The organism is Variovorax sp. 10N412, assembly GCF_056394985.1.
Genome location: NZ_JBFTIO010000004.1, coordinates 163,561 through 189,948, shown reverse-complemented (window position 1 = coordinate 189,948; position 26,388 = coordinate 163,561). Strand labels below are relative to the sequence as shown.

Annotated in this window: 29 protein-coding genes, 1 tRNA gene and 1 riboswitch; of the genes, 22 read left to right on the top strand and 8 right to left on the bottom strand. The window is 63.0% G+C overall.

Annotated features, from left to right (window positions below; all coding sequences use genetic code 11):
- Positions 1-152: 152 nt before the first annotated feature.
- Both AC1DJH_RS12905 and AC1DJH_RS12900 read left to right on the top strand, forming a co-directional pair.
- Positions 153-986 carry a MetQ/NlpA family ABC transporter substrate-binding protein gene (locus AC1DJH_RS12905; protein WP_472118808.1) on the top strand — a complete coding sequence of 278 codons (834 nt, stop codon included), beginning with the start codon at positions 153-155 and terminating at the stop codon, positions 984-986.
- A complete protein-coding gene (locus AC1DJH_RS12900; RefSeq protein WP_478185951.1) occupies positions 983-2,347 on the top strand; it encodes an LLM class flavin-dependent oxidoreductase in 1,365 nt (454 codons plus the stop codon). Before AC1DJH_RS12905 ends, AC1DJH_RS12900 begins: the two co-directional genes overlap by 4 nt.
- A 279-nt stretch (positions 2,348-2,626) precedes the next feature.
- On the opposite strand, the gene AC1DJH_RS12895 is transcribed toward AC1DJH_RS12900, so the two are convergent.
- From AC1DJH_RS12895 to AC1DJH_RS12880, 4 genes are read right to left on the bottom strand one after another with little or no spacing between them, the layout of a single operon-like run.
- Entirely contained in the window at positions 2,627-2,977 is a 351-nt protein-coding gene (locus AC1DJH_RS12895) for a hypothetical protein (RefSeq protein ID WP_435484552.1), read from the bottom strand.
- Positions 2,978-3,010: 33 nt separating this feature from the next.
- Complete coding sequence (locus AC1DJH_RS12890) at positions 3,011-3,838, bottom strand: MetQ/NlpA family ABC transporter substrate-binding protein (RefSeq protein ID WP_478185950.1); 828 nt, start codon at positions 3,836-3,838, stop codon at positions 3,011-3,013.
- 35 nt (positions 3,839-3,873) lie between these two features.
- Positions 3,874-4,536: a methionine ABC transporter permease gene (locus AC1DJH_RS12885; RefSeq protein ID WP_435444524.1), complete on the bottom strand. Its 663-nt coding sequence runs from the start codon at positions 4,534-4,536 to the stop codon at positions 3,874-3,876.
- Entirely contained in the window at positions 4,529-5,398 is an 870-nt protein-coding gene (locus AC1DJH_RS12880; RefSeq protein ID WP_478185949.1) for a methionine ABC transporter ATP-binding protein, read from the bottom strand. The genes AC1DJH_RS12885 and AC1DJH_RS12880 overlap by 8 nt, the downstream gene beginning before the upstream one ends.
- 246 nt (positions 5,399-5,644) lie before the next feature.
- Here AC1DJH_RS12880 and AC1DJH_RS12875 point away from each other — a divergent pair, with 246 nt between their 5' ends.
- From AC1DJH_RS12875 to AC1DJH_RS12845, 7 genes are all read left to right on the top strand, one after another.
- The gene (locus AC1DJH_RS12875) at positions 5,645-6,457 is read left to right on the top strand and encodes a MetQ/NlpA family ABC transporter substrate-binding protein (RefSeq protein WP_472118796.1); all 813 of its coding nucleotides are present in this window, start codon (positions 5,645-5,647) and stop codon (positions 6,455-6,457) included.
- 230 nt (positions 6,458-6,687) lie between these two features.
- A protein-coding gene (gene prfB / locus AC1DJH_RS12870; RefSeq protein WP_187111328.1) for a peptide chain release factor 2 occupies positions 6,688-7,792 on the top strand; the annotation gives its coding sequence in 2 pieces (ribosomal slippage) (positions 6,688-6,768 and positions 6,770-7,792; 1,104 coding nt in all).
- Positions 7,793-7,797: 5 nt separating this feature from the next.
- The gene (locus AC1DJH_RS12865) at positions 7,798-8,493 is read left to right on the top strand and encodes an HAD family hydrolase (protein WP_478185948.1); all 696 of its coding nucleotides are present in this window, start codon (positions 7,798-7,800) and stop codon (positions 8,491-8,493) included.
- On the top strand, positions 8,480-11,173 hold the full coding sequence (gene pepN / locus AC1DJH_RS12860) for an aminopeptidase N (protein WP_478185947.1): 2,694 nt from the start codon (positions 8,480-8,482) through the stop codon (positions 11,171-11,173). The genes AC1DJH_RS12865 and pepN overlap by 14 nt, the downstream gene beginning before the upstream one ends.
- 26 nt (positions 11,174-11,199) lie before the next feature.
- Positions 11,200-12,213 (top strand): class 1 fructose-bisphosphatase, encoded by a 1,014-nt coding sequence (locus AC1DJH_RS12855; protein WP_472118784.1) that lies wholly within the window; start codon positions 11,200-11,202, stop codon positions 12,211-12,213.
- A 25-nt stretch (positions 12,214-12,238) separates the two neighbouring features.
- Positions 12,239-12,314: transfer RNA gene (locus AC1DJH_RS12850), tRNA-Thr, on the top strand.
- A 439-nt stretch (positions 12,315-12,753) separates the two neighbouring features.
- The gene (locus AC1DJH_RS12845) at positions 12,754-13,200 is read left to right on the top strand and encodes a DUF4124 domain-containing protein (RefSeq protein ID WP_478185946.1); all 447 of its coding nucleotides are present in this window, start codon (positions 12,754-12,756) and stop codon (positions 13,198-13,200) included.
- 344 nt (positions 13,201-13,544) lie between these two features.
- On the opposite strand, the gene AC1DJH_RS12840 is transcribed toward AC1DJH_RS12845, so the two are convergent.
- Together AC1DJH_RS12840 and AC1DJH_RS12835 are read right to left on the bottom strand one after the other, a co-directional pair.
- Positions 13,545-14,096 (bottom strand): hypothetical protein, encoded by a 552-nt coding sequence (locus tag AC1DJH_RS12840; protein ID WP_478185945.1) that lies wholly within the window; start codon positions 14,094-14,096, stop codon positions 13,545-13,547.
- Complete coding sequence (locus AC1DJH_RS12835) at positions 14,093-14,680, bottom strand: ComF family protein (RefSeq protein ID WP_478185944.1); 588 nt, start codon at positions 14,678-14,680, stop codon at positions 14,093-14,095. Before AC1DJH_RS12835 ends, AC1DJH_RS12840 begins: the two co-directional genes overlap by 4 nt.
- A 355-nt stretch (positions 14,681-15,035) precedes the next feature.
- On the opposite strand from AC1DJH_RS12835, the gene AC1DJH_RS12830 reads away from it, so the two are divergent.
- A complete protein-coding gene (locus tag AC1DJH_RS12830; RefSeq protein WP_478185943.1) occupies positions 15,036-15,632 on the top strand; it encodes a hypothetical protein in 597 nt (198 codons plus the stop codon).
- On the top strand, positions 15,625-16,548 hold the full coding sequence (locus AC1DJH_RS12825; RefSeq protein ID WP_478185942.1) for a Kiwa anti-phage protein KwaB-like domain-containing protein: 924 nt from the start codon (positions 15,625-15,627) through the stop codon (positions 16,546-16,548). Before AC1DJH_RS12830 ends, AC1DJH_RS12825 begins: the two co-directional genes overlap by 8 nt.
- Before the next feature lie 202 nt (positions 16,549-16,750).
- On the opposite strand, the gene AC1DJH_RS12820 is transcribed toward AC1DJH_RS12825, so the two are convergent.
- A complete protein-coding gene (locus tag AC1DJH_RS12820) occupies positions 16,751-17,065 on the bottom strand; it encodes a hypothetical protein (protein ID WP_478185941.1) in 315 nt (104 codons plus the stop codon).
- 314 nt (positions 17,066-17,379) lie between these two features.
- Here AC1DJH_RS12820 and AC1DJH_RS12815 point away from each other — a divergent pair, with 314 nt between their 5' ends.
- Together AC1DJH_RS12815 and AC1DJH_RS12810 are read left to right on the top strand one after the other, a co-directional pair.
- Positions 17,380-17,505 (top strand): hypothetical protein, encoded by a 126-nt coding sequence (locus tag AC1DJH_RS12815; RefSeq protein ID WP_478185940.1) that lies wholly within the window; start codon positions 17,380-17,382, stop codon positions 17,503-17,505.
- An 8-nt stretch (positions 17,506-17,513) separates the two neighbouring features.
- Positions 17,514-18,404, top strand: a complete 891-nt coding sequence (locus AC1DJH_RS12810) for an ORF6N domain-containing protein (protein WP_478185939.1) — start codon at positions 17,514-17,516, stop codon at positions 18,402-18,404.
- Positions 18,405-18,524: 120 nt separating this feature from the next.
- On the opposite strand, the gene AC1DJH_RS12805 is transcribed toward AC1DJH_RS12810, so the two are convergent.
- Positions 18,525-19,415: a restriction endonuclease gene (locus AC1DJH_RS12805; protein WP_478185938.1), complete on the bottom strand. Its 891-nt coding sequence runs from the start codon at positions 19,413-19,415 to the stop codon at positions 18,525-18,527.
- A gap of 831 nt (positions 19,416-20,246) precedes the next feature.
- A riboswitch (Fluoride riboswitch) is annotated at positions 20,247-20,319 on the top strand.
- A gap of 81 nt (positions 20,320-20,400) precedes the next feature.
- Here AC1DJH_RS12805 and AC1DJH_RS12800 point away from each other — a divergent pair.
- From AC1DJH_RS12800 to AC1DJH_RS12760, 9 genes are all read left to right on the top strand, one after another.
- Positions 20,401-21,738 (top strand): voltage-gated chloride channel family protein, encoded by a 1,338-nt coding sequence (locus tag AC1DJH_RS12800; RefSeq protein ID WP_055839859.1) that lies wholly within the window; start codon positions 20,401-20,403, stop codon positions 21,736-21,738.
- A complete protein-coding gene (locus AC1DJH_RS12795; protein WP_201781861.1) occupies positions 21,735-22,163 on the top strand; it encodes a hypothetical protein in 429 nt (142 codons plus the stop codon). Before AC1DJH_RS12800 ends, AC1DJH_RS12795 begins: the two co-directional genes overlap by 4 nt.
- A complete protein-coding gene (locus AC1DJH_RS12790; protein ID WP_478185937.1) occupies positions 22,163-22,603 on the top strand; it encodes a hypothetical protein in 441 nt (146 codons plus the stop codon). The genes AC1DJH_RS12795 and AC1DJH_RS12790 overlap by 1 nt, the downstream gene beginning before the upstream one ends.
- Before the next feature lie 57 nt (positions 22,604-22,660).
- The gene (locus AC1DJH_RS12785) at positions 22,661-23,020 is read left to right on the top strand and encodes a DUF190 domain-containing protein (protein WP_055839853.1); all 360 of its coding nucleotides are present in this window, start codon (positions 22,661-22,663) and stop codon (positions 23,018-23,020) included.
- Positions 23,021-23,055: 35 nt separating this feature from the next.
- Positions 23,056-23,670, top strand: coding sequence for an ABC transporter ATP-binding protein (locus AC1DJH_RS12780; protein WP_055839850.1), 615 nt, complete (start codon positions 23,056-23,058; stop codon positions 23,668-23,670).
- Positions 23,667-24,458: an ABC transporter permease gene (locus AC1DJH_RS12775; RefSeq protein ID WP_055839847.1), complete on the top strand. Its 792-nt coding sequence runs from the start codon at positions 23,667-23,669 to the stop codon at positions 24,456-24,458. Before AC1DJH_RS12780 ends, AC1DJH_RS12775 begins: the two co-directional genes overlap by 4 nt.
- A gap of 185 nt (positions 24,459-24,643) precedes the next feature.
- Positions 24,644-25,369: a 2,3-bisphosphoglycerate-dependent phosphoglycerate mutase gene (locus AC1DJH_RS12770; RefSeq protein ID WP_168389250.1), complete on the top strand. Its 726-nt coding sequence runs from the start codon at positions 24,644-24,646 to the stop codon at positions 25,367-25,369.
- Between the two features lie 79 nt (positions 25,370-25,448).
- A complete protein-coding gene (locus AC1DJH_RS12765; protein ID WP_055839844.1) occupies positions 25,449-25,826 on the top strand; it encodes a COG4315 family predicted lipoprotein in 378 nt (125 codons plus the stop codon).
- 36 nt (positions 25,827-25,862) lie between these two features.
- Entirely contained in the window at positions 25,863-26,387 is a 525-nt protein-coding gene (locus AC1DJH_RS12760) for an RNA polymerase sigma factor (RefSeq protein WP_055839841.1), read from the top strand.
- Position 26,388 lies beyond the last annotated feature (1 nt).

Below are 26,388 nucleotides of genomic sequence, written 5' to 3'. Positions count from 1 at the left end.
GGCCGCGGGTCGCTTCGCCGACTCCCTAAAGCGCGAGGGCCAGCGCCGCCGATATTCGGCGAGCGGATATCCAAGCGCGCGAATCTTCGTTCGCGGCGCAGGCACCGCGCCCTAGAGTGCGCAGCTCCCTTGCCTCCCCGGAGTTGCCTGCTATGCGTATTTCTTCGCGCGCGCCCTTGCTGGCGCGCTGGTCCGTGCCGTTGCTGGGCGGCCTCGCCCTGAGCCTGCTGCTCCACGTGTCCGCCCAAGCCGCGGACCTGCGCGTGGGCTTCATGCCCGGCCCCTACCGCGACGCGTTCACCCACGGCATCGAGCCCCAGCTGAAGAAGCTGGGCTACAGCGTCAAGTACGTCGAGTTCAGCCAGGGCGTGCAGCCCAACGACGCCGTGGAGCGCGGGCAGATCGACGCCAACATCTTCCAGCACACGCTGTACCTCAACGCCACCAACAAGCAGCAGAACTTCGACCTGGTGCCGATCGTGCATGTGCCCACGCCGCCCATGGGCCTGTACTCGCAGCGCCACAAGTCGCTCGATGCGGTGCCCGACGGCGCCACCGTCACACTGCCCGCCGACCCGGTGAACGCGGCGCGTGCGCTCAACATCCTTGCGGCCGTCGGCTGGGTCACGCTGAAGCAGGGCGTGAGCCCGCTCGCCGTGTCGGAGCGCGACGTGGTCGACAACCCCAAGCGGCTGAAGCTGGTGCCGCTGGACGCCGCGCAGGCACCGCGTTCGCTGGCCGACAGCGACATCGCTGCCGTGCAAGGCAACTTTGCCGTGGCTTCGGGGCTGAAGCTCACCGAAGCGCTGAAGCTCGAAGACATGACCCTGCCCTACGTGAACGTGGTGGCCGTCAAGCGCAGCAACGAGAACGCCAAGTTCGCGAAAGACATTGCCGCCGCCTACCAGTCGCCCGAGTTCCAGCGCTTCTTCAAGGCCAACCCGACCTGGGCCGGCTACCGCCTGCCCGACTATTTCGCCCAATGAGCGCTTCGAACCACAGCCCCACGTCACCTCGGCCGCGCCAGCTGCACCTGAACGTCAACATCCTGCATTCGGGCTTCGTGCCCTCGGCCTGGCGCCTGCCCGAAAGCGACCCCTGGGCCTTTGCCGACATCCAGCACTACATCCGCACGGCGCAGATCGCGGAAGCGGGCAAGCTCGACGCGGTGTTCCTCGCGGACAACGCGGCCATCGTCGACCAGGTCCACTTTCGCCCGATCACCGCGCTGGAGCCGACCATTCTGCTGGCCTGCGTGGCCGCGGCCACGACGCACATCGGCCTGATCGCGACCGCCTCGACCAGCTACAACGAGCCCTACAACATCGCCCGCCGCTTCGCCACGCTCGACCATGTGAGCGGCGGGCGCGCGGGCTGGAACGTGGTGACCACGGCCGACCTGCCCTCGGCGCGCAACTTCGGCCTGGACGCCACGCCCGACCATGCGAAGCGCTACGCGCGCGCCTCGGAGTTCACCGACATCGTGAAGGCGCTGTGGGACAGCTGGGAAGACGACGCCTTCATCGGCGACAAGGCCACGGGCCGCTTCATTGACCCGGCCAAGGTGCACGCCATTGCGCACCGCGGCGAGCACTTCGCGGTGCAGGGCCCGCTGAACCTGCCGCGCGCACCGCAGGGCCACCCGGTGCTGGTGCAGGCGGGCGCTTCGGCCGACGGGCGCGAGCTGGCGTCGCGCCATGCAGAGGCGGTGTTCTCGGCCTCGCAGTCGTTCGAGGAATCGCTCGCGTACGCCCGCGCGCTGAAGACCCGCGCGGCAGAACTGGGCCGCGGCCCCGACGCGGTGAAAGTGCTCGCGGGCCTGACCACCATCGTCGGCAGCACCGAGGCCGAAGCGCGCCGCCGCCGCGACGAGCTGGTCGACCTGATTCCGTGGGACTACAGCCTCACGCGCATCGCCGGCACGCTGGGCATCACGCCCGACCGCCTGAAGCTCGACGAGCGCCTGCCCGAAGACCTGCCCTTGCCCGGCAATGGCAACGGCAACCACACCTTCTTCAACGCGGTGGTGGCGGCGGGCCGTACGCACGGCTACACGGTGCGCCAGCTGATTCGCGAACTGGCGGGCGGCGGCGGGCACCGCGTGATCGTCGGCACGCCGGAGCAGATTGCGGACGACATCGAACACTGGTTCAAGGCCGGTGCGGCGGACGGGTTCAACCTGATGCCTGATGCGTTGCCGCACGGGCTGCAGGACTTTGTGGACGGCGTGGTGCCGATCCTGCAGAAGCGCGGGATCTTCCGCACGGAGTACGAGGGGCGCACGTTGCGCGATCACCTCGGGTTGGCGCGGCCCGGCGGGCGAGTGGCACAGCAACTCGCGGCCTGATGTGCATTTCTTCCTCCCCCGCTGGGGGAGGGCTGGGGTGGGGGCACGCGGCCTACGCGCCAACAGCTGCTTATCGAACGCCGCTTGCCCCCATCCCAGCCTTCCCCCAGAGGGGGAAGGAGCAACACAGGGCCCGGAGCGCTTTTTTTTCTTTCTCCCTCCCCTCCCGGGGGAGGGTTGGGGTGGGGGCACGCGGCCTTCGCGCTTGCACGGCTTCAGCAAGCGCCGCTAGCCCCCATCCCAGCCTTCCCCCAGAGGGGGAAGGAGCAACGCGACGCTTTACTCCTCGTCGGCGTCGTTGCCCGTCAAAGAGAGCACTTCCTCGACAAAGGCCTCGAACAGCGGCAACGAAGCCGGCAAGGCGTCGAAAGACTCTGCCTCGCCCGCATCGAAGAAATGCGGCTTGTCCGCAGGCACCGAAACCCACTCGCCGGCCTCGACCAGCAAACCCAGATAGCCGTCGGTGACAGGCAAATAGAACAGGCCGGCGCTGTCGAGCACCTGCTGCCCCTTCTTCTTGCCTCGCCCCCAGCTCACGCCCTGCCCCGCCAGGTGATCGGTGATCCAGCCGTCGCACACGTGCGTGTCGCGCCAGCTTCCTTGGGCATCGAATACGGCCAGAACGGGCATGGGAGCGTCCTTTGTCGGGAAAGAGAGAAAGCGTTATTGCAGGAAGCTGGGCTTGGCGTAGCCCTGGAACTTGCTGTCGACCACCGCCTTGAATTCCTTCGAACGGTAGGCCTCGGCAATGTCCTTGGCCCACTGCGTGTTCTTGTCGGCCGTCTTCACGGCGACCACATTCAGGTAGTAGTCGGGCGTCTTCTCAAGCACCACGGCCTCGGTGAGCTTCAGGCCCGACGAGATCGCGAAGTTGCCGTTGACGATGGCGTACTCGGTGTCGCCCAGCGAGCGCGGCAGCTGCGCGGCTTCCAGCGGAATGAACTTCAGCTTCTTCGGGTTCTCGGCCACGTCCTTTTCAGACGCGCGAATCGGGTCCACGCCGGCCTTGATGGTGACCAGCTTGTTCTGCTCCAGCAGCACCAGCGCGCGGGCCAGGTTGCTCGGGTCGTTCGGCAGCGTCACGCGGTCGCCTTCCTTGGCTTCGCCCAGGGTCTTGCGCTTGGTCGAGTACACGCCCATGGGCGCGATCGGGCCCTGCACCAGCTCGGTGATGTCCAGCTTCTGGTCGGCGGCGAACTTCTTCAGGTAGATCTGGTGCTGGAAGAAATTGGCGTCGAGCGAGCCCTGGGCCAGTGCCAGGTTGGGCTGCACGTAGTCGTTGAACTCCACCACCTTCACGGTGTAGCCCTTCTTCTGGAGCAGGGGCACGATGCCTTGCTTGAGCTGGTCGGCATTGGAGCCGGCGGTGCCGCCGATCACCAGGGTCTTCTTGGCGGGGTCTTGCGCATGGGCCTGCAGCGAGAGGCCGCCCAGCGACAGGGCAGCCAGCGAGAGGGCAAGAACGGAACGGCGCAGGAAAACGGTCTTCATGAGATAGAGCAAAAAGCTAGAGAGAGAGAAAAAGATCAACGCTTGTCCAGCCTGCGTGCCGTGGTGTTGCCCACGAACTGCAGGATCTGTACCAGCACCACGAGCAGCGCCACGGTGAGCACCATCACGTCGGTCTGGAAACGGTAGTAGCCGTAGCGGATGGCCAGGTCGCCGATGCCGCCGCCGCCCACCACGCCGGCCACCGCCGAGTAGGAGAGAAAGCTCACGGCCAGCACCGTCAGCGCCAGCACCAGGCCCGAACGGGCCTCCACCAGCAGCACGCGCCAGACGATCTGCAGCTCCGAGGCGCCCATGGCGTGCGCCGCCTCGATCACGCCGCGCGGCACTTCGCGCAGGCACTGGTCGACCAGGCGCGCCAGGTACGGAATGGCGGCGAACGACAGCGGCACCGCCGCGGCCAACGGCCCGATCGACGTGCCCGCGATCACCCGCGTGAACGGCACCAGCGCCACCAGCAGGATGATGAAAGGAAAGGACCGCACCGTGTTCACGATCCAGTTCAGCACCAGGAACGCGGGCTTGTTCTCCAGCGACTGGCCCGGGCCCAGCAAAAACAGCAGGATGCCCAGCGGCCCGCCGATGAGCACCGCGGCCGTGAGGCCGATGGCCAGCATCATGAAAGTCTGGCCCGTGGCGATCCACAGCTCGGGGAGGATGGGGGCGATGTTCTCAAACATAAGCGGGCTCCTGGGCGTTGAGGCCCGGCGCGGTGCGCAGGGCCGCGGCTTCTCGCGAATCGCGTTCGCGGCGGCGCACCAGCTCGTCGATTTCACGGCCCAGCGCCGTCTTGCGCTCGGCCTTGGGCGCGTCTTCCACGGCGAACTGCTCCACCAGCCGGCCCTTCTCCAGGATGGCCACGTTGCGGCACAGCACCTCGACCACCGACAGCTCGTGCGTCACGATGACGATGGTCACGCCGATCTTCTGGTTGATGTCGCGCAGCGTTTCCAGCAGCGAGCGCGTGGTTTCGGAGTCGAGCGCCGAGGTGGGCTCGTCGCACAGCAGCACCTGCGGGCGCGGCGCCAGCGCGCGGGCAATCGCCACGCGCTGCTTCTGCCCGCCCGAGAGTTGGGCCGGGTAGGTGTCGATCTTCTCGGCCAGGCCGACCAGTTCGAGGCACTCGCGAACCCGCGCATCGATCTCGGCCTTCGAATGGTGGCCGTGGATCTTCAGCGGAAAGGCCACGTTGTCGAACACCGTCGCGTTCTGCAGCAGGTTGAACTGCTGAAAGATCATGCCGATGTTCTGGCGCGTGTCGCGCAGCTCGCGGCGCGAGAGCGTGGTCAGGTCGCGCCCGCCCACCAGCACCTGGCCCGAATCGGGCCGCTCCAGCAGGTTGATGAGGCGCAGCAGCGTCGACTTGCCCGCGCCGCTCTTGCCGATCAGGCCGAACACGTCGCCCTGCTGGATCTCGAGCGACAGCGACTGCACGGCGTCGAACACCTCGCCGCTGGGCAGTGCAAATGACTTCTGCACGGATTGAAGACGGATGACGGGCGTCGCAGGGTCGCGGCCCGCATCGGGCGAAGGATGGCTCATGGGAAAGAAGTGCGTCCGGCGACAAGGCCGAACACGAAGGTTCGCGAAAAAGGTGCCGAGTATGAAAACAAAAGCGGCAAAAGAGAACGAAGAAAAAGGAGGGTGTTTATATCGCAATGTGCATATGGAAATCGGGGTGCGAACCAAACACGCCATATCGATATGCCTATTCGTTCGTTCTCAAACGCGTCGCGCCCTGTCACATTCGCGCCTTCATTTTTTGCTTTTCGTTTTTTCAGCGCCACCATGCACACCACTTTTCGCCGCCGCACCGCCCTTGTCGCCACCCTGGCGGCCGCCCTTTTCTCTGGCAGCGCCGCCTTTGCGCAGGACAAGAACACGCTGAAGGTGGGCGTTTCCGTCGGCAGTGCCGAGCAGATCTTCGAAGTGGTCAAGAAGGTTGCCGCCAAGGACGGCCTGAACATCCAGCTCGTGGTGTTCAACGACTACCAGCTGCCCAACGCGGCCCTGGCTTCGGGAGACCTGGACGCCAACGCCTTCCAGCACCAGCCCTTCCTGGACAACCAGAACAAGGCACGCGGCTTCGACATCGTGCCCGTGGGCCTGACCATCACCGCGCCGCTGGGCTTCTACTCGCGCAAGCTCAAGTCGATCGACCAGCTGCCCGACGGCGCGGCCGTCGGCATCCAGAACGACCCGTCGAACGGCAACCGCGCCTTGCTGCTGCTGCAGCAGGCCGGCCTGATCACGCTGAAGCCCGACGCGGTGAAGAACAACACCGCCACCCCGCTGGACGTGGTGACCAACCCCAAGAAGCTGAAGCTGGTGGCGCTGGACGCCGCCCAGCTGCCGCGCTCGCTGGACGACCTGACCATTGCCGCCATCAACAACGACTACGCCGGCAAGGCCGGCCTCACGCTCGAGAAGGACGCCGTGATCAAGGAAGCCCCCAAGGGCCCCTACGCCAACATCATTGCCGTGCGCCGCGCCGACAAGGACAAGCCCTGGGCCAAGCGCCTGGTGGCGGCTTACCAGTCGCCGGAGGTGAAGAGCTTCATCGAGACGCAGTTCAAGGGGTCGCTCGTTCCCGCGTTCTGAGTTCGGCCTTTTTGGACTTTCTCCCTCCCCCGCTGGGGGAGGGCCGGGGTGGGGGCACGACGGCGCTCGCATTGGGCGCAATGCCCGAAACAAGCGCCCTGCCCGCCCCCATCCCAGCCTTCCCCCAAAGGGGGAAGGAGCAATACAGGGGCGCTCCCAAGCAGGTTCGCGGACCGTGAGAAAATGTCGGGTTCCCCCCGAACACCAACCCTCCACAGTCAGGACACCCCATGGACGCAGAACAAATCAACCAAATCGGCGCAATGCTCGCGGACCTGAGCGTCCGTACGGTCGATTTACGGAGGTATCTTTGACTACGATGCCAAAGCTGAACGACTGAGGACAGTCAACGCATCGCTCGAAGACCCGAACGTCTGGAACGACCCCAAGAAGGCCCAGGAACTCGGCAAGGAGAAGAAGTCGCTCGACGACGTGGTCGTCACGCTCGACAAGCTCACCAACGGCTTGTCCGACAACACCGAGCTCTTCGAAATGTCGAAGGCCGACGGCGACATGGACGGCCTGCAGGCCATTGCAGATGACGCCGCCACGCTCGAAGCCGACATCAAGCAGCTCGAATTCCGCCGGATGTTCAACAACCCGGCCGACCCGCTCAACGCCTTCGTCGACATCCAGGCCGGCGCCGGCGGCACCGAGGCTTGCGACTGGGCCAGCATGCTGCTGCGCCAGTACCTGAAGTACGCCGAGCGCAAGGGCTTCAAGACGCAGATCGAAGACGAAACGCCGGGCGATACCGCCGGCATCAAGGGCGCGACCATCAAGGTCGAGGGCGACTACGCCTTCGGCCTGCTGCGCACCGAAACCGGCGTGCACCGCCTGGTGCGCAAGTCGCCGTTCGACTCGTCGGGCGGGCGCCACACCAGCTTTGCCAGCATCTTCGTGTACCCGGAAATCGACGATTCGATCGAGATCGACATCAACCCTTCCGACGTGCGCACCGACACCTTCCGTGCCAGCGGCGCGGGTGGCCAGCACATCAACAAGACCGACTCGGCCGTGCGCCTCACGCACATTCCGACCGGCATCGTGGTGCAGTGCCAGGACGGCCGAAGCCAGCACAGCAACCGCGACGTGGCGTGGAAGCGCCTGCGCTCGCGGCTGTACGACTTCGAGATGCGCAAGCGCCAGGAAGAGCAGCAAAAGCTGGAAGACAGCAAGACCGACGTGGGCTGGGGCCACCAGATCCGCAGCTACGTGCTGGACAACAGCCGCATCAAGGACCTGCGCACCAACGTCGAAGTCTCGGCCACCCAGAAGGTGCTGGACGGCGACCTGGACGTGTTCATCGAAGCCTCTTTGAAGCAAGGCGTGTGAACCGAATGAGCCTCACGAGCCCGAAACACGGCAAGGTCGAAGCCTTCATCTTCGACATGGACGGCACCATGATCGACTCCATGCCCTGGCATGCGCGCTCGTGGGTCGAATTCGTGGAACGCCACGGCCTGAAACTCGACGTGAGCGACATCCTCGCGCGCACCACGGGCCGCACCGGCACCGAGTGCATGCGCGAGCTGTTCGACCGGGAACTCTCCGACGACGAGTGCCAGGCCCTGGTGCACGAGAAGGAAGAAATCTACCGCGCCATGTTCAGCGACAACTTCACCGAGGTGGCGGGCTTCACGGCCTTTGCCAAGGCGGCCGTTGCGCGCGGGCTCAAGGTGGCCGTGGGCACGGCTGGCGACAAGGGCAACATCGAGTTCGCCATGTCGCGCCTCAAGATGGACCCGCTGCCGCTGGCAATAGTCGGTGGCGACGAAGGCTTCAGCGGCAAGCCCACGCCCGCCATCTTCCTGGAAGCCGCGCGGCGCATCGGCGTTGCGCCCGAGCGCTGCATCGTCTTCGAGGACGCCCCCTTCGGCATCGAGGCCGCGCGCCGCGGCGGCATGCGTGCCGTGGCCGTGTGCAGCACCCATTCCGCCGCCGAGCTTGCCGGCCCCCATGTGATTGCCGCGGTTCGCGACTACGACGAACTCGCCCACTCGAATTTTCTGGAGACACTCGATGATGCTGCGTGACGCTCAAGGGCAACCGATTGCCATTCGCCGCGAAGACTATGCCGCCCCGGCGTACTGGATCGACACCGTCGACCTTACCTTCGACCTCGACCCCGCCAAGACCCGCGTGCTCAACCGCATGCAGGTGCGCCGCAACCCCGAGGTGCCGGTGCAGCCGCTGCGCCTGGACGGCGACGAGCTGAACCTGGCGCGCGTGCTGGTCAACGGCCAGGGCGCGTCGTTCCGCATGGAAGGCGACCAGCTCGTCATCGACGGCCTGCCCGACGCCTTCGAGCTCGAGATCTTCACCACCTGCTGCCCCATCAAGAACACCAAGCTGATGGGCCTGTTCGTGAGCGAAGACACCTTCTTCACGCAGTGCGAGGCCGAGGGCTTCCGCCGCATCACCTACTTCCTGGACCGCCCGGACGTGATGGCGATGTACACCGTCACGCTGCGCGCCGCCAAGGCCGCCTACCCGGTGCTGCTGTCCAACGGCAACCTGGTCGAGCAGGGCGAGCTGCCCGAGGGCCGCCACTTCGCCAAGTGGGTCGACCCCTTCAAGAAACCGGCCTACCTGTTCGCCCTGGTGGCGGGCAAGCTGGTGGCGCGCGAGCAGCGCATCAAGGCGCGCAACGGCCGCGACCACCTGCTGCAGGTGTACGTGCGTGCCGGCGATCTCGACAAGACCGAGCACGCGATGAACTCGCTCATCAACTCCGTGCTGTGGGACGAGGCCCGCTTCGGCCTGCCGCTGGACCTGGACCGCTTCATGATCGTGGCCACCAGCGACTTCAACATGGGCGCCATGGAGAACAAGGGCCTGAACATCTTCAACACGAAGTACGTTCTGGCCAACCAGGCCACCGCCACCGACGCCGACTACAGCAACATCGAAAGCGTGGTCGGCCACGAGTACTTCCACAACTGGAGCGGCGACCGCGTGACCTGCCGCGACTGGTTCCAGCTGTCGCTGAAAGAAGGCCTCACCGTCTTCCGCGACCAGGAATTCAGCCAAGATTTGTGCGCCGACGCCTCGGCCCGCGCCGTGAAGCGCATCGAAGACGTGCGCGTGCTGCGCACCGCCCAGTTCCCCGAAGACGCAGGCCCCATGGCCCACCCGGTGCGGCCCGACAGCTACATCGAGATCAGCAACTTCTACACCGTCACCATCTATGAAAAGGGCGCCGAAGTCGTCCGCATGATGCAGACGCTGGTCGGGCGCAAGGGCTTCGAGAAGGGCATCACCCTTTACTTCGAACGCTTCGACGGCCAGGCCGTGACCTGCGACGACTTTGCGCAGGCCATTGCCGACGCCAACCCCGAATCGGAACTGGCCCGCCTGCTGCCCCAGTTCAAGCGCTGGTACAGCCAGGCCGGCACGCCCCGCCTGGCCGCGCACGGCGTGTACGACGCGCAGAACCGCAGCTACACCCTGAGCGTGGTGCAAAGCTGCCCGCCCACCCCCGGCCAGCCGACCAAGGAACCCTTCGTCATTCCGCTGAACGTGGGCCTGCTCGACGCCAACGGCCGCGAGCTGCCGCTGCAGCTCGAAGGCGAAAGCGAAGTCACCCGCGGCACGCGCACCCTGGTGCTGTCGCGCGCCGGCGAGCAGATCACCTTCGTGGGCCTGGACGCCGAGCCCGTGCCTTCCATCCTGCGTGGCTTCAGCGCGCCGGTGGTGCTCGACTTTGCATACACCGACGCCCAGCTGCTGACCCTGCTGGCCAACGACACCGACCCGTTCAACCGCTGGGAAGCCGGCCAGCGCCTGGGCCTGCGCGCCGCGCTGCAGGGCATTGCCGCCCTGGCCACCGACACCACCCCGGTGCTGAACGACGCCTACATCGACGCCATGCGCAGCGTGCTGCGCAACCCGCAGCTCGACGCCGCCTTCAAGGAGCTGGTGCTCACGCTGCCGTCGGAAACCTACATTGCCGAGCAGCTCGACGTGGTCGACCCGCAGCGCGTGCATCTGGTGCGCGAAGCCATGCGTGCCCAGCTGGCCACCGCCCTCTTCGCCGACTGGCAGCAGGTGTACGAAGACAACAAGGACTCCGGCGCCTACAGCCCCGACCCCACGTCTTCGGGCCGCCGCGCGCTCGCCGGCATGGCGCTCAACTTTCTGTGCCTGGCGGCGCGCGCCTCGGGCGACGCGGTGTGGCCAGGCAAGACGCTGCAGCGCTTCAAGGACGCGGGCAACATGACCGACCGCTTCAACGCGCTCAACGCGCTCGTGTCGTCGGGCCACACCCTGGCGGCGCAGGCGCTCGCGCGCTTCCACGCCATCTTCAAAAACGAGGCGCTGGTCATCGACAAGTGGTTCTCCCTGCAGGCCGGTGCCAGCGACCGCGGCGGCGACATCCTGCCGCTGGTGAAGCAGCTCATGAAGCACCCCGACTTCTCGCTGAAGAACCCCAACCGCGCGCGCAGCGTGATCTTCGCGTTCTGCAGCGCCAACCCCGGTGCGTTCCACCGCCCCGACGCAGCCGGCTACGTTTTCTGGAGCGAACGCGTGATCGAGCTCGACGCCATCAACCCCCAGGTGGCGGCCCGCCTTGCGCGCGCGCTCGACCGCTGGAGCAAGCTGGCCGAGCCCTACCGCAGCGCCGCGCGCGAAGCCATCGCCCGCATTGCCGCCAAGCCCGACCTGAGCAAGGACACGCACGAGGTTGTCACGCGCGCCCTGGCCGGCAACTAAACAAAAAGAGACTCAACAGAAAGCATATGGCTCAACAAAAGATTTCCCTCACCCGCTACCTCGTCGAACAACAGCGCGCCGACGGCCTCATTCCCGGCCAGCTGCGCCTGCTGCTCGAAGTGGTGGCCCGTGCCTGCAAGAGCATCAGCCAGGCCGTCAACAAGGGCGCGCTGGGCGGCGTGCTGGGCACGGCCGAGAGCGAGAACGTGCAGGGCGAGATCCAGAAGAAGCTGGACATCATTGCCAACGAAGTGCTCATCGAGGCCAACGAATGGGGCGGTCACCTGGCGGCCATGGCCAGCGAGGAGATGGAGACCATCCACGTGGTGCCCAACCGCTACCCGCAGGGCGAATACCTGTTGATGTTCGACCCGCTGGACGGCAGCAGCAACATTGACGTGAACGTGAGCATCGGCACCATCTTCAGCGTGCTGAAGAAGCCCGACGACCACCCCGGCGTGCAGGAAAGCGACTTCCTGCAGCCCGGCACCCAGCAGGTGGCGGCCGGCTACTGCATCTACGGCCCGCAGACCACCCTGGTGCTGACCGTGGGCAACGGCGTGGCCATGTTCACGCTCGACCGCGAGCAAGGCAGCTTCGTGCTGACGCAGGAAGACATCCAGATTCCGGCCGACACCAAAGAATTTGCCATCAACATGAGCAACATGCGCCACTGGGACGAGCCCGTGAAGCGCTACATCGACGAGTGCCTGGCCGGCAAGGAAGGCCCGCGCGGCAAGGACTTCAACATGCGCTGGATTGCCAGCATGGTGGCCGACGTGCACCGCATCCTGATGCGCGGCGGCGTGTTCATGTACCCGTGGGACAAGCGCGAGCCCGAGAAGGCCGGCAAGCTGCGCCTGATGTACGAGGCCAACCCCATGAGCTGGCTGGTCGAGCAGGCCGGCGGCGCCGCCACCAACGGCAAGCAGCGCATTCTTGACCTGCAGCCCACGAAACTGCACGAGCGCGTGAGCGTGCTGTTGGGTTCGCGTAACGAAGTTGAGCGTTTGACGCAGTACCACGCCGAGAAGGCGTGATTTGTTGGCTATAATCTGAGGCTTCGCCGGTGTAGCTCAGTCGGTAGAGCAGCTCATTCGTAATGAGAAGGTCGGGTGTTCGATTCATCTCTCCGGCACCAATACAGATAAGGCCCGGATGCTATAAAAACCATAGCATCCGGGTCTTTTTCTTTGGCTATGTAACGGCCGATGTAAGAGAATTCGAAGCGTCGGGTACTTAGACTGCACCACGTACCGCCATCGCTCGTCGCGGCTGGCACTGGCAGCGACGCACATGTCGCGCCAAAGCCACATCGCAGGCGGCCCGACCCGCAGTCGTCGCCAGAATCTCCGCATGCCTGATTTCGCCCACATCCCAGACGACGACCTCCTGGCCCACGCCCACGAATGGCGGCAACGGGCACTCCGTGGTGAGAAAGACGCCCGAGGGATCGCGCACCAGCTGGAAACCGAGGGCCGTCGACGATTTGGCGCACCGACCACGGTGACTCCGCCACTGGACACGCGACCCCAAGGTGACCGTTCGCGGCCGTGGTGGAGGTTCCGGTGAGCCCTCGCATGGTTCGCCTACTTGCTGCCCCGGCATTTGCCTTGCTGGCGTTGCCTGTTGATGCGCAACCCACGGTCTACCGCTGTGAGTCGAACGGCAAGGTCGCCTACTCCGACGCGCCGTGTGTCGGCGCCAAAGTGATCGACGCGACCCCGACGCAGGGTATGGACAAGATGACCGGCCGCACAAGCAAGGGCAAGGAGGTGCGCCGCGACGAACTCAATCGGATGTTCGACGGCGCCGTGCGCCCGATCACAGGTAAGTCCACCGAGGAAATGAACGTCCTGCGGCGCCGGGTGCACCTGCCCGGAAAAGATCTGGCGCAGTGCGGGGCGCTGGACGGCCGGCTCGCGCGTCTCGAAGCCGCCGCCCCCACCGCTCCAGTACGAGACAAAGCGAAAGCCGATTTCGACCTGTATCAAGCGCGCAAGCAGTTCTTCGACCTGAAATGCTGAAGCGCTTCCCCATCCTCGACATGCTCGCGTAGAGCGCGGTCGCCCAAGCCAGCGAGCCCCGCGTCTGCTTTGTGGTCGGCGTCAGCGACGGCGACACGATCACCGCGCGCTGCGGCGTGCCGGGCATCTACGAACAAAATGAAGGTCCGGCTCGGCGGCATTGAAGCACCTGAGCGCAGCCAGCTCGTCGGAACTCGGGTGAACGAAACGCTCTGCGATCTGACATTCGCGAATGTCTGTGCGTCGGCTTGCAACAAGTTCAACCGCTTTCGTGGCAGCGTCTATTCGGTATGGCCCCCCGCCACCGGACGGCCTTAGACGCGTGCTTCTTCAGCACGCTGGCATCATGCGAACATCGTGGTCTGCTTCAGCTCCTGAATGCGCTCGGAAAGCCGCATCTTCTCCTCGGCCTTTGCCTTGGCGTGCTCGGACATGCAGCTGACTAGGGCTTCGAGTTCGTCCACGGTGCCGACGTTCTTGAATAGCTTGTCCTTGTTCACATAGACCACTGATTTCTTATTTCGCTGCAGCAGTTCGAGCACGTTGCTCAGAGTGCCGGTGCTCTTCGTGTCCCACACCATTAGCCCGAAATCCGCGACCTTCGCCATCTCTAGGTCCTTGGCCGTGAAGAACGCGCGCGTGCCAGGCGCGTACTTCGTGGTGACGAGGTGCGTCGGCCAGTTACCGATGTTGTTGCGCGGATCGGTGCCGGTGCAGTAGACCGTTACGCTAAGCGCGCAAATGTTGAATAGATGATCTTGAATGCCGGTGTCGGCGCCGTCGGCGTCGCCGACGACGATGTCATGGCCGGCTTCCACCACCTTGTCAATCCGCTCGCGCACGCGCGAATCGAGCCTCTTGATGGTGATCGACCCAGCGATGAATACGGTTGTCATGCAGGTCTCCAGGTCAGTGCTGCCACGTAGATATTTCCAACTTTTGGGTAGCTTTTCAGCACTGTACAAGCCTTTTCCATCGACGCGCCGCTGTGAAACAGATCGTCGATGAGCAGGCAGTTCCACCTGCCCTCGTTGGTGATCTCATCGTTGATCGACATGCTGTCGCCGATGGCTTCGACCTTTTCTTCCTTGGACGTGAGATTCTTCAGCGATTGGCCGGTCTTCGCCTTGAGAAGAAGGTTGTCAAAAACAGGCTTGCCCGTTATTGCCCCGAGGGCCATGGCGACTTCGGTCACAGGTTGCCGAGCGCGCCATGTCGACGCCGGCATCGGCACGATGAAGCCGACATTCGTCAGCCGGGGATAGATCTCCTCGGCCAGAACTTTCGCGAGGATCGGCGCCTGGTCGAAGGCATCGCGATTCTTCAGCTGGAATGTCGCCTCACCGACTGGGGTTCGCGTAGTGTCGAACTGCGGGTGACCCCATTCGTTGTTGCCGACGAAGACGCTGCCCAGCGAGTGCTTGTCGAGGACATAGCCCTCAGTCCAGTTACCAGTGATCTTCCTGAGGTTGACTTTCATGCGTTCCAGATTCCAAAGTTGAAGGCACTCTGTCTTGAATGCCGAGTTGAAGGGGCAGGAACTGTAGGCGGCGGTAATGAGATTCCCGAGAGGGAAAGCTCTCTTTTCAGGGCTTCGTCGGCGTGCCGGATCGTAGGTTTTAAGACTGCACAGACAGCGCAAAGTCGCGAGGTCGGCTTACTCCCCAAAAAAACGGGCAACGGATCGAGGTCGCATTTATACTGTGTTTTTATACAGTGCTTCGGCGTCGAAGTAACTAAGAATGGGTAGCCGAAACGCCGCTGACCCCACTACCACCTGCGCGCAAGCCACGTTACTATGTGTAAGCGCCTCGCCGTCAACTGTTGAGGCAACCATGCAACTCAATTTCTTCGCCGCCCTGCTTTTGTTTCTGGGCTCGTACTTCCCGCTGTCGATCATTCTTGCTATTCAAGATGTGCAGGCCAGTAGTTGGAGCCTACCCTTGTGCAAGTCTGCAAAGTTTTGGCAAGACTGCTATTTACCTACGCTCGCGAATCCGACGTTGGCAATAGGATTCATGGCGGTCACGGCTTTTAGCATATTGTTCTTTTGGCTTGTCATACGACATTTTGAGGGCCAACAAGAGATGCTCATCGAAGAAAGCAAAACAATACCTAACGACTTGATAAATTACGTCTTTCCGTATCTTGTTTCATTCATGGGACTGGAATTAGGTAGCCAAGGAAAGGTCTGGGGATTTGTCGTGTTTTTGTGCTGGATGTTTCTGATCACCTATCGATCCGGACAGATTTTGATGAATCCATTACTTCTTGTCGGCGGCTGGCAGCTATACGAAATTCGAGCCGACATGGAAGGCCATAAGCGAAATCTCCGAGCGCTCGCGAAAAGTCCAGTATTTCCCAAGCAACGCCTTCGGTCATGTTTGATTCAAGGCATATACGTACTTTCTCACCAAAAAATCGATGGCTAAAGAAGAAACGCTCGCTTCCGCAAAAGGATTTCCTGTTGCTGATGCACAATTATCGCTTTGGGTTTTCAAGAAGAACGCAGCTGGATTTACGGCTCGCTCCGTGAACATTACCGCTGCGCTGGAGACTGCACTACGAGATATTGTCGTGGCACGGCTGGGCCGCACCACCGAAGTTGAAGAGTACGACTTGCTAGCGCAAACCAACGAAGTTAGCTGTCTTCATCTGGAATCTGATGAGACAATTTTCGACACCCTGAAAGAGCTTGTAGACCGCCCGGCGATTGAGAATACAATCTCGAACACTAAGCATTTGGACAACAGCGCGGGATATCTGGTCCGGCTACGATCCGGCACTCAGGTTATGTATTGCGTCAAAAAAGTGAGCGATGCGTGGGTTGCGAGGAAGGCCGTTAGCGTACTAAATGTAGTTGTCACTGGGGCCAATCAATTAGATTTGGTTGGCGGTCGCACACTGACCATTTCCAATGATTTCGACTTTATTGCATTGAATGGCGGAATTCTAATTTTAAAGAAGCCTGCATTCGAAACCCTGCTCAGCTATCGGTTGACCTATCAGAATTCATTCGCAAATTTACAGCAGAGCCCACAGTTTTCACAATTATTCGTTGATCTTGCGCCCCTCATTGCGCACGTGGGCACCAATACCATGCATCTACGTCGAATGACCGTAATAGAGCAACGAGCCCATTACGCCGATCCGCAGTACATGGCTCGCCTTCGCCAAGTAAACGCCCAGAAGCAATGGGGTATCGCCTTTGATCCGCAGGGTCGAATAATTGCAACGGAAGAGAGCCTGCGAACAATCATGCAGGTATTGCTCAATCACAGACTTTATTCCGAACTTTCCTTGGGGACATTTGATGTCCCATCAGCTGCCCAAGTAGGCGGCGCCTGAATTCGGCAACTTAGCACCGCTACTGGTTCATGAAGATCAGCCAGAGAACCCGCCGCTCAGCACGCGGCAATAGCGGCGAGGCTGGCGAGGCTGCCGGCGCATCGGCTATTCGGTAACTCGTCAAATTTGCCGACTTCCGATCAGGCGGCGCCGATCAGTCACACCAAAGCCGCCGCGATGCTAAATGTCAGCACCCGCAGCGTCACGGCCGCCGGCCTTGGCAGCGGAGCAACTCCCGCTGCTCAGGCCGCGGCTCCGCCACCACGGTAAAACGCTCGTTCAAAAATGACGATCGCGTGATGCGCAGTCGTTGCTCTTTCGACAATTTCATCGATTGCAAAGATAGGCTCCGGCGCACGTGCGCGGCAGCGTTAGCCAATTGGCGCGCTGCATCGCGCGAAATGGTGAAACGGTGGCATTCGGGGCACTCGAAGTCATCCATCACGCCATGTGAGTCTGTCCGACAAGACGCAGGGCTTTCACACAGCGGGCAATTTTTGGTTGCGATCAGGCTCATGACACTTTCGTCTTTCGGAAGAAGTAGCAGTGTGCTCGGCGGCGTAGAGCGGTTCAAGGGGGGTACGCTTCCGTCGCATCGGCGCCATAGCAGCTTGGGAAAAACGACTTCATGGGATTTGCTGTCCTCCCGGAAACTTGTCGCAGTCGAGAGTCGCCCACTCGGAGTCAGAGCCACCAGATATGCATCCCGTGCCCTTCGGGGCCTCGTTCAAGGCAACTTGAGCGTGTGCGACCGGGATGCATTTCTGGTGGCTTTTTCTTTTGGTGCGCGGCCTTCGGCGACTTTTTATCCAGTCGCAACAGGAGATCCCAATGCGAACCATCATCGGCGCCATTGCGCGCTACTTCAACCACCGGCCGCTGCTTGTGGCCTTCATCGCTGTCGGCGCTGCCGATGCCGCCCGTAGTGCGACGCTCGCGCTGACCCTTTCCGCGTGAGGCGCACCATGACCAAGCAAAAAATCATCCTTGTCGGACACATCGGGCGCGAGCCAACGGCCGAAGCCCAAACGGTCACCGTCGGCGGTGTAACCAGCCCCGTGATCAAGATCGACGGACGGCCGCTCGCTACCACGCGCCAGCTTGCAGCCTTCTTCGGTTGCGACGCGAAGCATCTGGACGACAACTACCGCAACAACCGCGACCGCTTCCGGGAGGGCACTCACTTCGTGAAGATCAGCGGCGAGTCGCTGCGGGCCTTCAAGGAGCAACCCGAAAATATCGGGTTGGTCGCGGGCCGCTCTGCGCACCAGATTCTCTGGACAGAGCGCGGCGCGGCGCGTCACGCCAAAGCGCTGACAACAGAAGCGGCGTGGACGGTCTTCGAGGCATTGGAAGACACCTACTTCCGCAGTCAGCCAGTCCCCATGCGGGCACCGGCCATCGCGTACAGCGTGGGCAAGACCGACACGCTCGACCGTGCGGAGCAAGACCAACTGCGCAACGCGCTCAACGCGGCCGCCCAGCGCCTGCCGCGCGATGCTCAGGGTGTGTTTCTGCGAACCGGCTGGTCGAAGTTGAAAGCGCACTTCAAGGTCTCCTACCGCGACATCCCGCGCGCCGAGTTCGTCGAAGCGCTGTACATCGTTGAGCGTCACGTAACCGGATACGAGACGCCGAAGGAAGCCGCCCGCACCGCCATCGCCCATGCCGGTGAACTGCAAGCGGCGATCGAAGGCTTCGCGTCCATCGCCAACGGGTTCGCGCAGATGATGCCGGGGCTTGTCGCAGTCCTGCGCGATGCGAATGGCGTCCAGGCGTTGACGGAGCCACCGAAGCGCATGACGGCCGAGCCGGCCAGCAACGCGGGCGGCATCACCAAGCGCAAGCGCCTGTAGTGACTGCGCCGGGGTACGCACGTTCTGCGTATCCCGGAATCTCGATTTAAAACCGGCGACCAGCCGGTTCTTATTTCCGCTCGATCGGATGCAAGGGTGGGGGTGTGAAGCGCGCGGCCCTCAACGCGGGAAGAGATCGCGCACCCGCACAAAAGCCTCGCCAGTTTCAGAAGCACGTCGCACCTTCTGCGCTAGAACATGATTCAGCGGGATTTCGCGTTCTAGAGTCTCATAGATATCGAGGCCGTCCATGCAGATCACGCGCTTTCCTTTTCCGAATGCTGCCAGTCCGTCGGGCGTGAAACCACTATTGCTCACAAACAGGCCGCGCGTCCAGAAGGCCTTCTGTTCGAGTTTTCCATGGAAAGTGTGCAGATCGCCGTTACCCGTCGGCTCTGCCTGCCATTTGGCTTCGACAAGGTAGGTTTCGCCGTCGAGTTGAAAGCTTCCATCGATCTGCTCGCCCCGCAGCCGGAACGGCTCTCGCGCTGCGAGGCCGTGAGCATCGAACAGGCGCTTCAAAAAACCTTCGAACTCGTAGCCCCGCGCTTGTGGCGAGAGGCCGGAAAGCGCAAGCAGCTCGTGCCGCAGTGTCACGATTTTCTGACGATCGTAAGCCGGGATCGGAGCCTGCCCCACTGTGTTCGCGACAGGCGGGCGCGGATCGCTAACCCCTCGCCCTTCCAGACGGTTTATCAGGGTCCAAAATTGACCAGCCGCGTTTGCGACCGTTTCTTCTTTTCCAGCGCGCTGACGCGTCGCCTCACGGTACTCCCAAAGTGCCCGAAGCACTCGGGCCGCAGTAGGCACATCCACCGTCCTGAGAAAACACCGCAACCGCTTTGCCTTAGACGCGCCGTCGCGCGCATACAGCGGGTTGTCGATATCGATATTTAATTCGTCGGCGAAAAACGTCGTGAAAGTGCGATCTTTAAAGTTTAGGACATAGCCACCATCCATCCCAAGGATGTCGTCCAACATAAGCATGTCGAGTGTTCGGATCGCGGCCATCGTGTCCCAAAGCTCAGTTTGTGATGAGCAAATTATCGTTAAGGCCGAGCCCGATGGCGGCTCTCAATGGGGGCCGCCTAGCGACCGCTTCGTGCCGTCGCGCGATCGTCCATCGCTAGGTTTACGCCTTCTTGGGCGAAAACTTCTCAGTCGCGATTCCGCCCGGCCCGACCCGGCGCGCCGCCTAAAGATCGCCCTTTTGGGCGCGCTTCACGGGATCGAGAGTTTTCCCCTTTCTGGGGGTAAAGCTCCCCTTCTAGGAGGAGCTTTGCGATGGGCGAGTCGGCGGCCTTCGGGTCGCCAAAGTTTGACAACGCCGGCCGAGCGACTGCCGCCTCAAGTTCCTGCCACTGGTCGATGATCTGCGCGCGAAGGGCCACGCTTTAGCCGGACACAAGGATCAGCGTCTCGCGCTTCGTCAGCAGGAAGGCGGGGTTGGATGCGGCCGTACGCGTCAGGAAGATCGGCTGGATAGTCAGCCGACCGAGCCCTTCGAATGTCCGCTTTGCAGCGATTGCTGCCGGCGACCGTCGGCCGATCAGTGTCTGCTCTAGGCGGGGTAGCTGCCGTTTGCTGACGGCTGACGGCTTATTTCGGATGAACACCCCTACTGTGCGGCGTCGCCCACATCAACGTTCCTGACGTCGCCATTGCTGCCGGCGAGTGCGATGCTCCCTGCACCAGCTGCCCCAGGTGATGTAAATGTCGGGCAGGGTATGTTGCAAGTACGACCTCTTCATGACTTGCCGAGTTGATGTTTGCCTTGTGATCTGAAAGCAGCCTCAACCGCATGCCGCGCCGTTTTACTTTTTCCAGTCCATTTCGCTATAATTTTTCGACGGAGATGGCATTCCTTCCGTGAACCGCCCTGGCATCGCCCGGGGCTAATGATGCCTACAGACACCTGATCACATTACAGGGCTGTAGGCGTTCGCGCTCAGATTCTTTGCTTGGTCAGGCCGATTGATTCGTTTCCTTGACCCGCATGAGCCGATTTAGACGACCTGAACAATTCGACCTGCTGCCGTACATCGGCAAGTGGCTCGTGATTGCCTCCGTTGTGGCCTTCCTGGCCGGCAGCGCTTCCGCACTTTTCCTCTTCGCCCTCGACCGCGCCACGGCTTGGCGCGAAGCGCATCGTTGGATCATCTGGCTGTTGCCCCTCGCCGGTGGCGCCGTCGGCTGGGTGTACTTCAAGCTCGGCAAGCAGGTCGAGGCCGGCAACAACCTGCTGATCGACGAGATCCACGACCCGAAGAAGGTCGTGCCGCTGCGCATGGTCCCGCTCGTCCTGGGCGGCACCGTCATGTCACATCTCTTCGGCGCGTCCGTGGGTCGCGAGGGGACGGCGGTGCAGATGGGCGGCGCACTGGCGGACCAGCTCACGCACGTCTTTCGAATGCAGCCTGCCGATCGCCGCATCCTGCTGATGGCGGGCATCAGCGCTGGCTTCGCCTCCGTGTTCGGGACCCCGCTGGCGGGGGCACTCTTCGGCCTCGAGGTGCTGGCCATAGGCCGGATGCGCTACGACGCCCTATTTCCCTGCATGGTCGCTGGCATCGTGGCCGATCAGGTCGGCATGGCCTGGGGCGTGCACCACATGCACTACGCGATCGGAGAGGTGGTCGCGGTTACGCCTTGGAGCGTCGGAGCCGTCGTGATCGCTGGTGTGATTTTCGGTCTCGTCGGCCTCGTGTTTGCGACCGCGACGCACCAGCTCGGAGGGCTTGTCAAGCGATGGATCTTTTATCCGCCGCTGCGCCCGATGTTGGGCGGCATCGTGATCGCGCTCGCCCTCTGGGCTCTCGGCAGAGCGGGCTTCGATGCGCATCGCTACATCGGGCTGGGCATTCCTAGCATCGTCAACGCCTTCCAGGAACCTTCGGCGCCGTGGGATTTTTTTGGCAAGCTGGCCTTCACCGTCACCTCGCTCGGCACAGGCTTCAAGGGCGGCGAGGTCACGCCGCTGTTCTACATCGGCGCGACCTTGGGCAACGTCCTGGCGCCCATGCTGCAGCTGCCCTTCGCCATGCTCGCCGGCATCGGCTTTGTGGCCGTGTTCGCGGGCGCGGCCAACACGCCACTGGCCACCATCGTCATGGCAATCGAACTGTTTGGGCCGCAGATCGGACCGCTCGCAGCCATCGGCTGCATCACCAGCTACCTCTGCTCCGGCCACACCGGCATCTACCACTCGCAGCGCGTCGGCCACATCAAACACCATGGCGGTCCCCCAGAGGAACTGCGTATCGCCGATGTCCCGCAATTCCGTAAAAAGCAGCAGACCCAGCACGTCTCCGCAACCAGAGATGACCGCTCATGAGTCGCGCTGAAAACTATCCGTCGACGGTGATGGCACTGCAGCTGTATTTCCCAGCCGGCAGCCATGCGAACCCAACCCGTATCTGGTATCACCTGAGCGTTCCAGGGTTTGCGCAGCAACTGTTGGTCTCGGCAAAGCGCGCGCACCTGCAGTCGGCGCTGCTCTACCACGTCACATCGGACCACCTCAAACGAGAGCGCGTGACACATCACCAGATCGACGGCTCCCACATGCTGCATCCGCAGTGCCTGGAGCTGATCGACACCGAAATGCAGCTACGGGCGTTCATCTGCCACGCGCAGCGCGTCCGCCCCGGCAAGCATCGCCAATCCTTGCCCAAAAACCCTCGGCAGGCGGACATCGCTCAGTTCCGGCGCAAGCAGAAGCAGGAGAAGCAGGACGTCGTTTTGCAGGAGACGAAGTAATGACGACTCAGGCCTCCACTCCTACGTACGACCTGACCGTTTTGCGTCTGTACTTTCCCGCCAACAGCCGCGCCAAGGCCACGCGTTTCTGGCACCGATTGGGCGCGCCCGCGCTGGCGCAGCATCTGTTGGAGGTTGCTCGTCGCTCGGGCATTCAGCAAGCCTTGCTGTACCCCATCGGATCGGGCTACCTGCCAGGGGAGCGGCTCACGCACCACCACCTTGAAGGCCATGCTTTGCGACATCCGCAATGTCTGGAGTTGCTTGACTCTGAAACTCGGCTTCGGACCTTCATGCAGGAGCACGCGGAGGAGTTGGGCAAGGTGCGGGCCGTTCTTTTCGCTTGCGAGCTTCCAATGACCGACGGCGAGTCGGAGTCGCCAACCAGCGCCCAATCGTGCCGACCGCCAGTGCCGCCATCAACGGCACGTGGCTCATGAGAGTGCCAGTCACGGCATCGGTTTCTCTTTTTCGTTCACGCTCACCAGGAGTTCATCATGAAGGGTTTCCAGATCACGTTCTTTGCCGAGCAGGAACATCGACACGACCACACCCCCATGGGAGACTGGCTTTTGCAATTTGCCAAAGACAACGGTGCGTTGGGCGGAAGCTTGATGGGCGCGGCTACGGGTTTCGGATCCGCCGGAAAAATGCATTCCACTCACTTTTTCGAACTGGCCCAGCAGCCTGTGGCGGTGACCGTATCGGCCACGGAAGAGGTCGCCGAACGACTGCTTGCAGCGATTGCGCTTGAGCCGGTCACGGTGTTCTACATCCAGGTGCCAATGGTCTACGGGCGGATCGGCAAAGCAACGCCGCCCGCGTTGGCCGGTGATGCCACTGATGCCGGCGATTGACCGCAGCGTTGACCTTCGCCGAGGACCGTTTACGAATGACTGTCGACAACTGCTTGCTGGCGATCTCCGGTCTTGCGTCGCCGTTCGGCGGTCCGTTCGATCTGGCCTTGAACGCCGGCGAATGTGTCTGCGTGCTCGGCAGATCAGGATCGGGCAAGAGCGTCCTGCTGCGCCTGATCGCCGACATGGACCCCGGCACCGGCGGCGTGAACCTGGCCGGGAAACGCCGGGAGACGTTTGCAGCGCCGGCGTGGCGAGGTCGTGTGATCTACCAGTCAGCCGAACCCGCTTGGTGGGCGTCAACGCCGGCAGCCCACTTTCCGTCTGCCGCGTCGAGCCGGGTCGCCGAACTGATGGCGGCGCTCGGGCTGAGCCCGGACCTGCTGGACGCCGACATCGCACGCCTTTCGACCGGCGAGCGTCAACGCCTGGCGCTCGTCCGCTCGATGGTGCGGGAGCCCGACGTGCTGCTGCTCGACGAGCCTTCGGCCTCGCTCGACGGCGCCTCCACGCTGGCGATGGAATCCCTGCTTCTGCAACAGCTCCGCTCCGGCCTCGGCATCGTGATGGTGACGCACTCGCGTGAGCAGGCTGTGCGGATGAGCCATCGCCACTTCGAGATGCGCGACGGCAAGCTGCACGCGCCATGAGCACCATCCATCTTCACGCCACGGACGTGGCGCTCGCCACGTTGCTGGTGCTGATCAACGCCCTGGCGTCCGTGCTCCTGCACCTGCAGTTGCATCGGCAGGTGCTCTGGGCCGCTACCCGCATGGTCGTCCAGCTCCTGCTGGTCGGCCTGGTGCTGCGCTTCGTGTTCCAGGCGGCGTCGCCGGCGGCCACTCTCGGGATCGTCGCGCTCATGCTGCTGGCGGCCGCGCGCGAAGTCGCAGTGCGTCCAACTCGGCGTCTCAAGGGTGCCGGGAGTCACCGCATCGCGGCGGTGGTCGTCGGCTTCTCGAGCATCGCCACCGTGTTGCTCGCATTGATGACGGCGATCCGCCCGCAGCCCTGGTACGACCCGCGCTACGCCATCCCGCTGATGGGCATCGTGCTCGGCAGTGTGCTCAATTCGGCCAGCCTGGGTCTCGACAGCTTCTTCGAAGGCATCAGCACCGGGCGCCCGGCGATCGAGGCGCAGCTGGCGCTCGGCGCCAGCATCCACCAAGCGCTGGCCGCACCGATCCGCCATGCGATCCGCCGCGGGATGATTCCGATCATCAACCAGATGTCGGCCGCGGGTGTCATCACGCTGCCCGGCATCATGACGGGGCAGTTGCTGGCCGGCATGGATCCACTCGAGGCCGTGAAATACCAGATCCTGCTGCTTTTCCTGCTCACAGGCGCCGGCGGTCTCGCGTCGGCGGGCGCGGTCTATCTGGCGGCGAGGGCCGTCACCGACGACCGACAGCGCCTGCGCGCAGATCGACTGAAGTAACACTCAGATCATGTTTCAAAAATCCCGAATCTAAAGAAGATCATGAACAGGCACCTTGCTTGCGCGCTCGTTTGGGCATCGACGCTGCATCTGCGACGTTCGATGGCCCGGCTGAGAACACCCACGCCACTGGATCCGCATGCCGACAGGCAGGGCAATTGAACGTGTCGGCGCCACGATCGCAGGTGCAACTGCTGCTCATCCGACACGGTGAGTCCGAATGGAACCTGGCACAGCGTTTCACCGGCTGGGCCGACGTGGGCCTCACGCCGCGGGGTGTGCGTCAGATGCAGGAGGCCGGCCGTGCGATTCGGCGGTCAGGTCTGGTCGTCGACCGCGTCTTCTCCTCGATGCTGGTCCGTTGCGTACGGTCTGTCGACTGCTTGCTGCTCGCAGCGGGAAGTCCATCGGCGCCACGCACAGCCGACTGGCGGTTGAACGAGCGGCACTATGGTGCATTGACGGGGTCATCCAAGGCCGAAGCCATCGCGCGGTACGGTGCCGATCAGGTGCAAGCTTGGCGCAGGTCGTACCGCGCGGTACCGCCGCCGTGGACTCAGGACGATGTCGGTCGGGTGGCGACGGATCCATCGATGGAACCACCCTGCGCAGGGCTGGAACCCCTGCCCTTGGCGGAATCACTCGCGCAAACCGTTCTGCGGGTGACCGCGCTCTGGCAGGAACTGATCGAACCATCATTGGCGTTGGCCCAAACGGTAGCTGTCGTCGGTCATGGCAACAGCCTGCGGGCGCTGGTGATGCAGCTTGAAGAACTCAGTGAACAAGCGGTCTCGTGCCTGGAGATCGCCAACGGCGAAATGCGTGCCTATGAGTCAGGCGCTGGTCGCACACTGCATCTGCAATGCATCTGGCAGCCATCTGCGCTGGCGCCCATCTCAAAAATTCTTTGAGACAGCGGAATAAACGCAGGCGGCCAAGCGTCTGTCTGGATGTCAACTCTGACCAATTCCATCTTCCACAGGACTTCCCATGAAATCTTCCCTTCTGCCCACCCTGATTCTTGCGCTCGCCGCGCTCGCCTCTGGCGCCGCTATGGCCGCCGCTCCTGTCAAGACAGCCGGCGGCATGCTGGTCAACACCAGCGGCATGACGCTCTACACCTTCGACAACGACACGGCGGGCAGCGGCAAGAGTGCCTGCAACGGCCCGTGCGCCGGACTGTGGCCACCGGTGATGGCAGAAGCGGACGCGAAGCCCGAAGGCGACATGACCATCGTTGTGCGCGACGACGGCACCAAGCAGTGGGCCTACAAGGGCAAGCCGGTGTACCTGTACAAGTCCGACATGAAGGTCGGCGACATGACTGGCGACAACTTCAAGAACGTCTGGCACGTCATCAAGCCCTGACCGACCAGAACGGAAGAGAGCACGACGCTTCATCCCATGCGCGCACAGGACGAAGCCTCGATCGTCGCCTGCATTCCCAGCCTGCGCCGTTACGCGCGCGGGCTGGTGGCAGACACCGAGCGAGCTGACGACCTGGTGCAGGACACGCTGGAACGGGCTTGGAGTCGGTTCTCGCTTTGGCAGAAACGCGGCGACATCCGCGCCTGGATGTTCGGCATCATGCACAACCACTTCATCGACGGTGTACGCGCCAAGGGCAGGCGACCCGAGGACAGCGCGGGCGACGACCTGCCCGAAATCCCACAACGAGCCAGCCAGTCCGACGGCATCGAGGTCCGCGACCTGGACCGCGTCCTGCAGCGGCTGCCCGTGGAGCAACGCGAGGTGCTGCTGCTCATCGCAGTCGAAGAAATGAGCTATGCAGAAGCCGCCACCGCGCTCGGCGTGCCCATCGGCACGGTGATGTCCCGCCTGGCGCGCGGCCGTGACAAGCTGCGACAGGAACTGCAAGGCCGCGCGCCATCAGCCCAAGTTGCCGCGCCCCTGCGCAGGATCAAGTGAC

What these genes read in the sequence shown, in the direction of transcription:
- AC1DJH_RS12760 (WP_055839841.1), top strand. Translation starts at nt 25,863, where the DNA reads ATGCGCGCACAGGACGAAGCCTCGATCGTCGCCTGCATTCCCAGCCTG.
- AC1DJH_RS12885 (WP_435444524.1), bottom strand. Translation starts at nt 4,536, where the DNA reads ATGTTTGAGAACATCGCCCCCATCCTCCCCGAGCTGTGGATCGCCACG.
- AC1DJH_RS12845 (WP_478185946.1), top strand. Translation starts at nt 12,754, where the DNA reads ATGGTTCGCCTACTTGCTGCCCCGGCATTTGCCTTGCTGGCGTTGCCT.
- AC1DJH_RS12835 (WP_478185944.1), bottom strand. Translation starts at nt 14,680, where the DNA reads ATGAAAGTCAACCTCAGGAAGATCACTGGTAACTGGACTGAGGGCTAT.
- AC1DJH_RS12800 (WP_055839859.1), top strand. Translation starts at nt 20,401, where the DNA reads ATGAGCCGATTTAGACGACCTGAACAATTCGACCTGCTGCCGTACATC.
- AC1DJH_RS12810 (WP_478185939.1), top strand. Translation starts at nt 17,514, where the DNA reads ATGACCAAGCAAAAAATCATCCTTGTCGGACACATCGGGCGCGAGCCA.
- AC1DJH_RS12895 (WP_435484552.1), bottom strand. Translation starts at nt 2,977, where the DNA reads ATGCCCGTTCTGGCCGTATTCGATGCCCAAGGAAGCTGGCGCGACACG.
- AC1DJH_RS12880 (WP_478185949.1), bottom strand. Translation starts at nt 5,398, where the DNA reads ATGAGCCATCCTTCGCCCGATGCGGGCCGCGACCCTGCGACGCCCGTC.
- AC1DJH_RS12825 (WP_478185942.1), top strand. Translation starts at nt 15,625, where the DNA reads ATGGCTAAAGAAGAAACGCTCGCTTCCGCAAAAGGATTTCCTGTTGCT.
- AC1DJH_RS12840 (WP_478185945.1), bottom strand. Translation starts at nt 14,096, where the DNA reads ATGACAACCGTATTCATCGCTGGGTCGATCACCATCAAGAGGCTCGAT.
- AC1DJH_RS12865 (WP_478185948.1), top strand. Translation starts at nt 7,798, where the DNA reads ATGAGCCTCACGAGCCCGAAACACGGCAAGGTCGAAGCCTTCATCTTC.
- AC1DJH_RS12875 (WP_472118796.1), top strand. Translation starts at nt 5,645, where the DNA reads ATGCACACCACTTTTCGCCGCCGCACCGCCCTTGTCGCCACCCTGGCG.
- AC1DJH_RS12815 (WP_478185940.1), top strand. Translation starts at nt 17,380, where the DNA reads ATGCGAACCATCATCGGCGCCATTGCGCGCTACTTCAACCACCGGCCG.
- AC1DJH_RS12820 (WP_478185941.1), bottom strand. Translation starts at nt 17,065, where the DNA reads ATGAGCCTGATCGCAACCAAAAATTGCCCGCTGTGTGAAAGCCCTGCG.
- AC1DJH_RS12785 (WP_055839853.1), top strand. Translation starts at nt 22,661, where the DNA reads ATGAAGGGTTTCCAGATCACGTTCTTTGCCGAGCAGGAACATCGACAC.
- AC1DJH_RS12905 (WP_472118808.1), top strand. Translation starts at nt 153, where the DNA reads ATGCGTATTTCTTCGCGCGCGCCCTTGCTGGCGCGCTGGTCCGTGCCG.
- AC1DJH_RS12900 (WP_478185951.1), top strand. Translation starts at nt 983, where the DNA reads ATGAGCGCTTCGAACCACAGCCCCACGTCACCTCGGCCGCGCCAGCTG.
- AC1DJH_RS12775 (WP_055839847.1), top strand. Translation starts at nt 23,667, where the DNA reads ATGAGCACCATCCATCTTCACGCCACGGACGTGGCGCTCGCCACGTTG.
- AC1DJH_RS12890 (WP_478185950.1), bottom strand. Translation starts at nt 3,838, where the DNA reads ATGAAGACCGTTTTCCTGCGCCGTTCCGTTCTTGCCCTCTCGCTGGCT.
- AC1DJH_RS12855 (WP_472118784.1), top strand. Translation starts at nt 11,200, where the DNA reads ATGGCTCAACAAAAGATTTCCCTCACCCGCTACCTCGTCGAACAACAG.
- AC1DJH_RS12790 (WP_478185937.1), top strand. Translation starts at nt 22,163, where the DNA reads ATGACGACTCAGGCCTCCACTCCTACGTACGACCTGACCGTTTTGCGT.
- AC1DJH_RS12795 (WP_201781861.1), top strand. Translation starts at nt 21,735, where the DNA reads ATGAGTCGCGCTGAAAACTATCCGTCGACGGTGATGGCACTGCAGCTG.
- AC1DJH_RS12765 (WP_055839844.1), top strand. Translation starts at nt 25,449, where the DNA reads ATGAAATCTTCCCTTCTGCCCACCCTGATTCTTGCGCTCGCCGCGCTC.
- pepN (WP_478185947.1), top strand. Translation starts at nt 8,480, where the DNA reads ATGATGCTGCGTGACGCTCAAGGGCAACCGATTGCCATTCGCCGCGAA.
- AC1DJH_RS12805 (WP_478185938.1), bottom strand. Translation starts at nt 19,415, where the DNA reads ATGGCCGCGATCCGAACACTCGACATGCTTATGTTGGACGACATCCTT.
- AC1DJH_RS12780 (WP_055839850.1), top strand. Translation starts at nt 23,056, where the DNA reads ATGACTGTCGACAACTGCTTGCTGGCGATCTCCGGTCTTGCGTCGCCG.
- AC1DJH_RS12830 (WP_478185943.1), top strand. Translation starts at nt 15,036, where the DNA reads ATGCAACTCAATTTCTTCGCCGCCCTGCTTTTGTTTCTGGGCTCGTAC.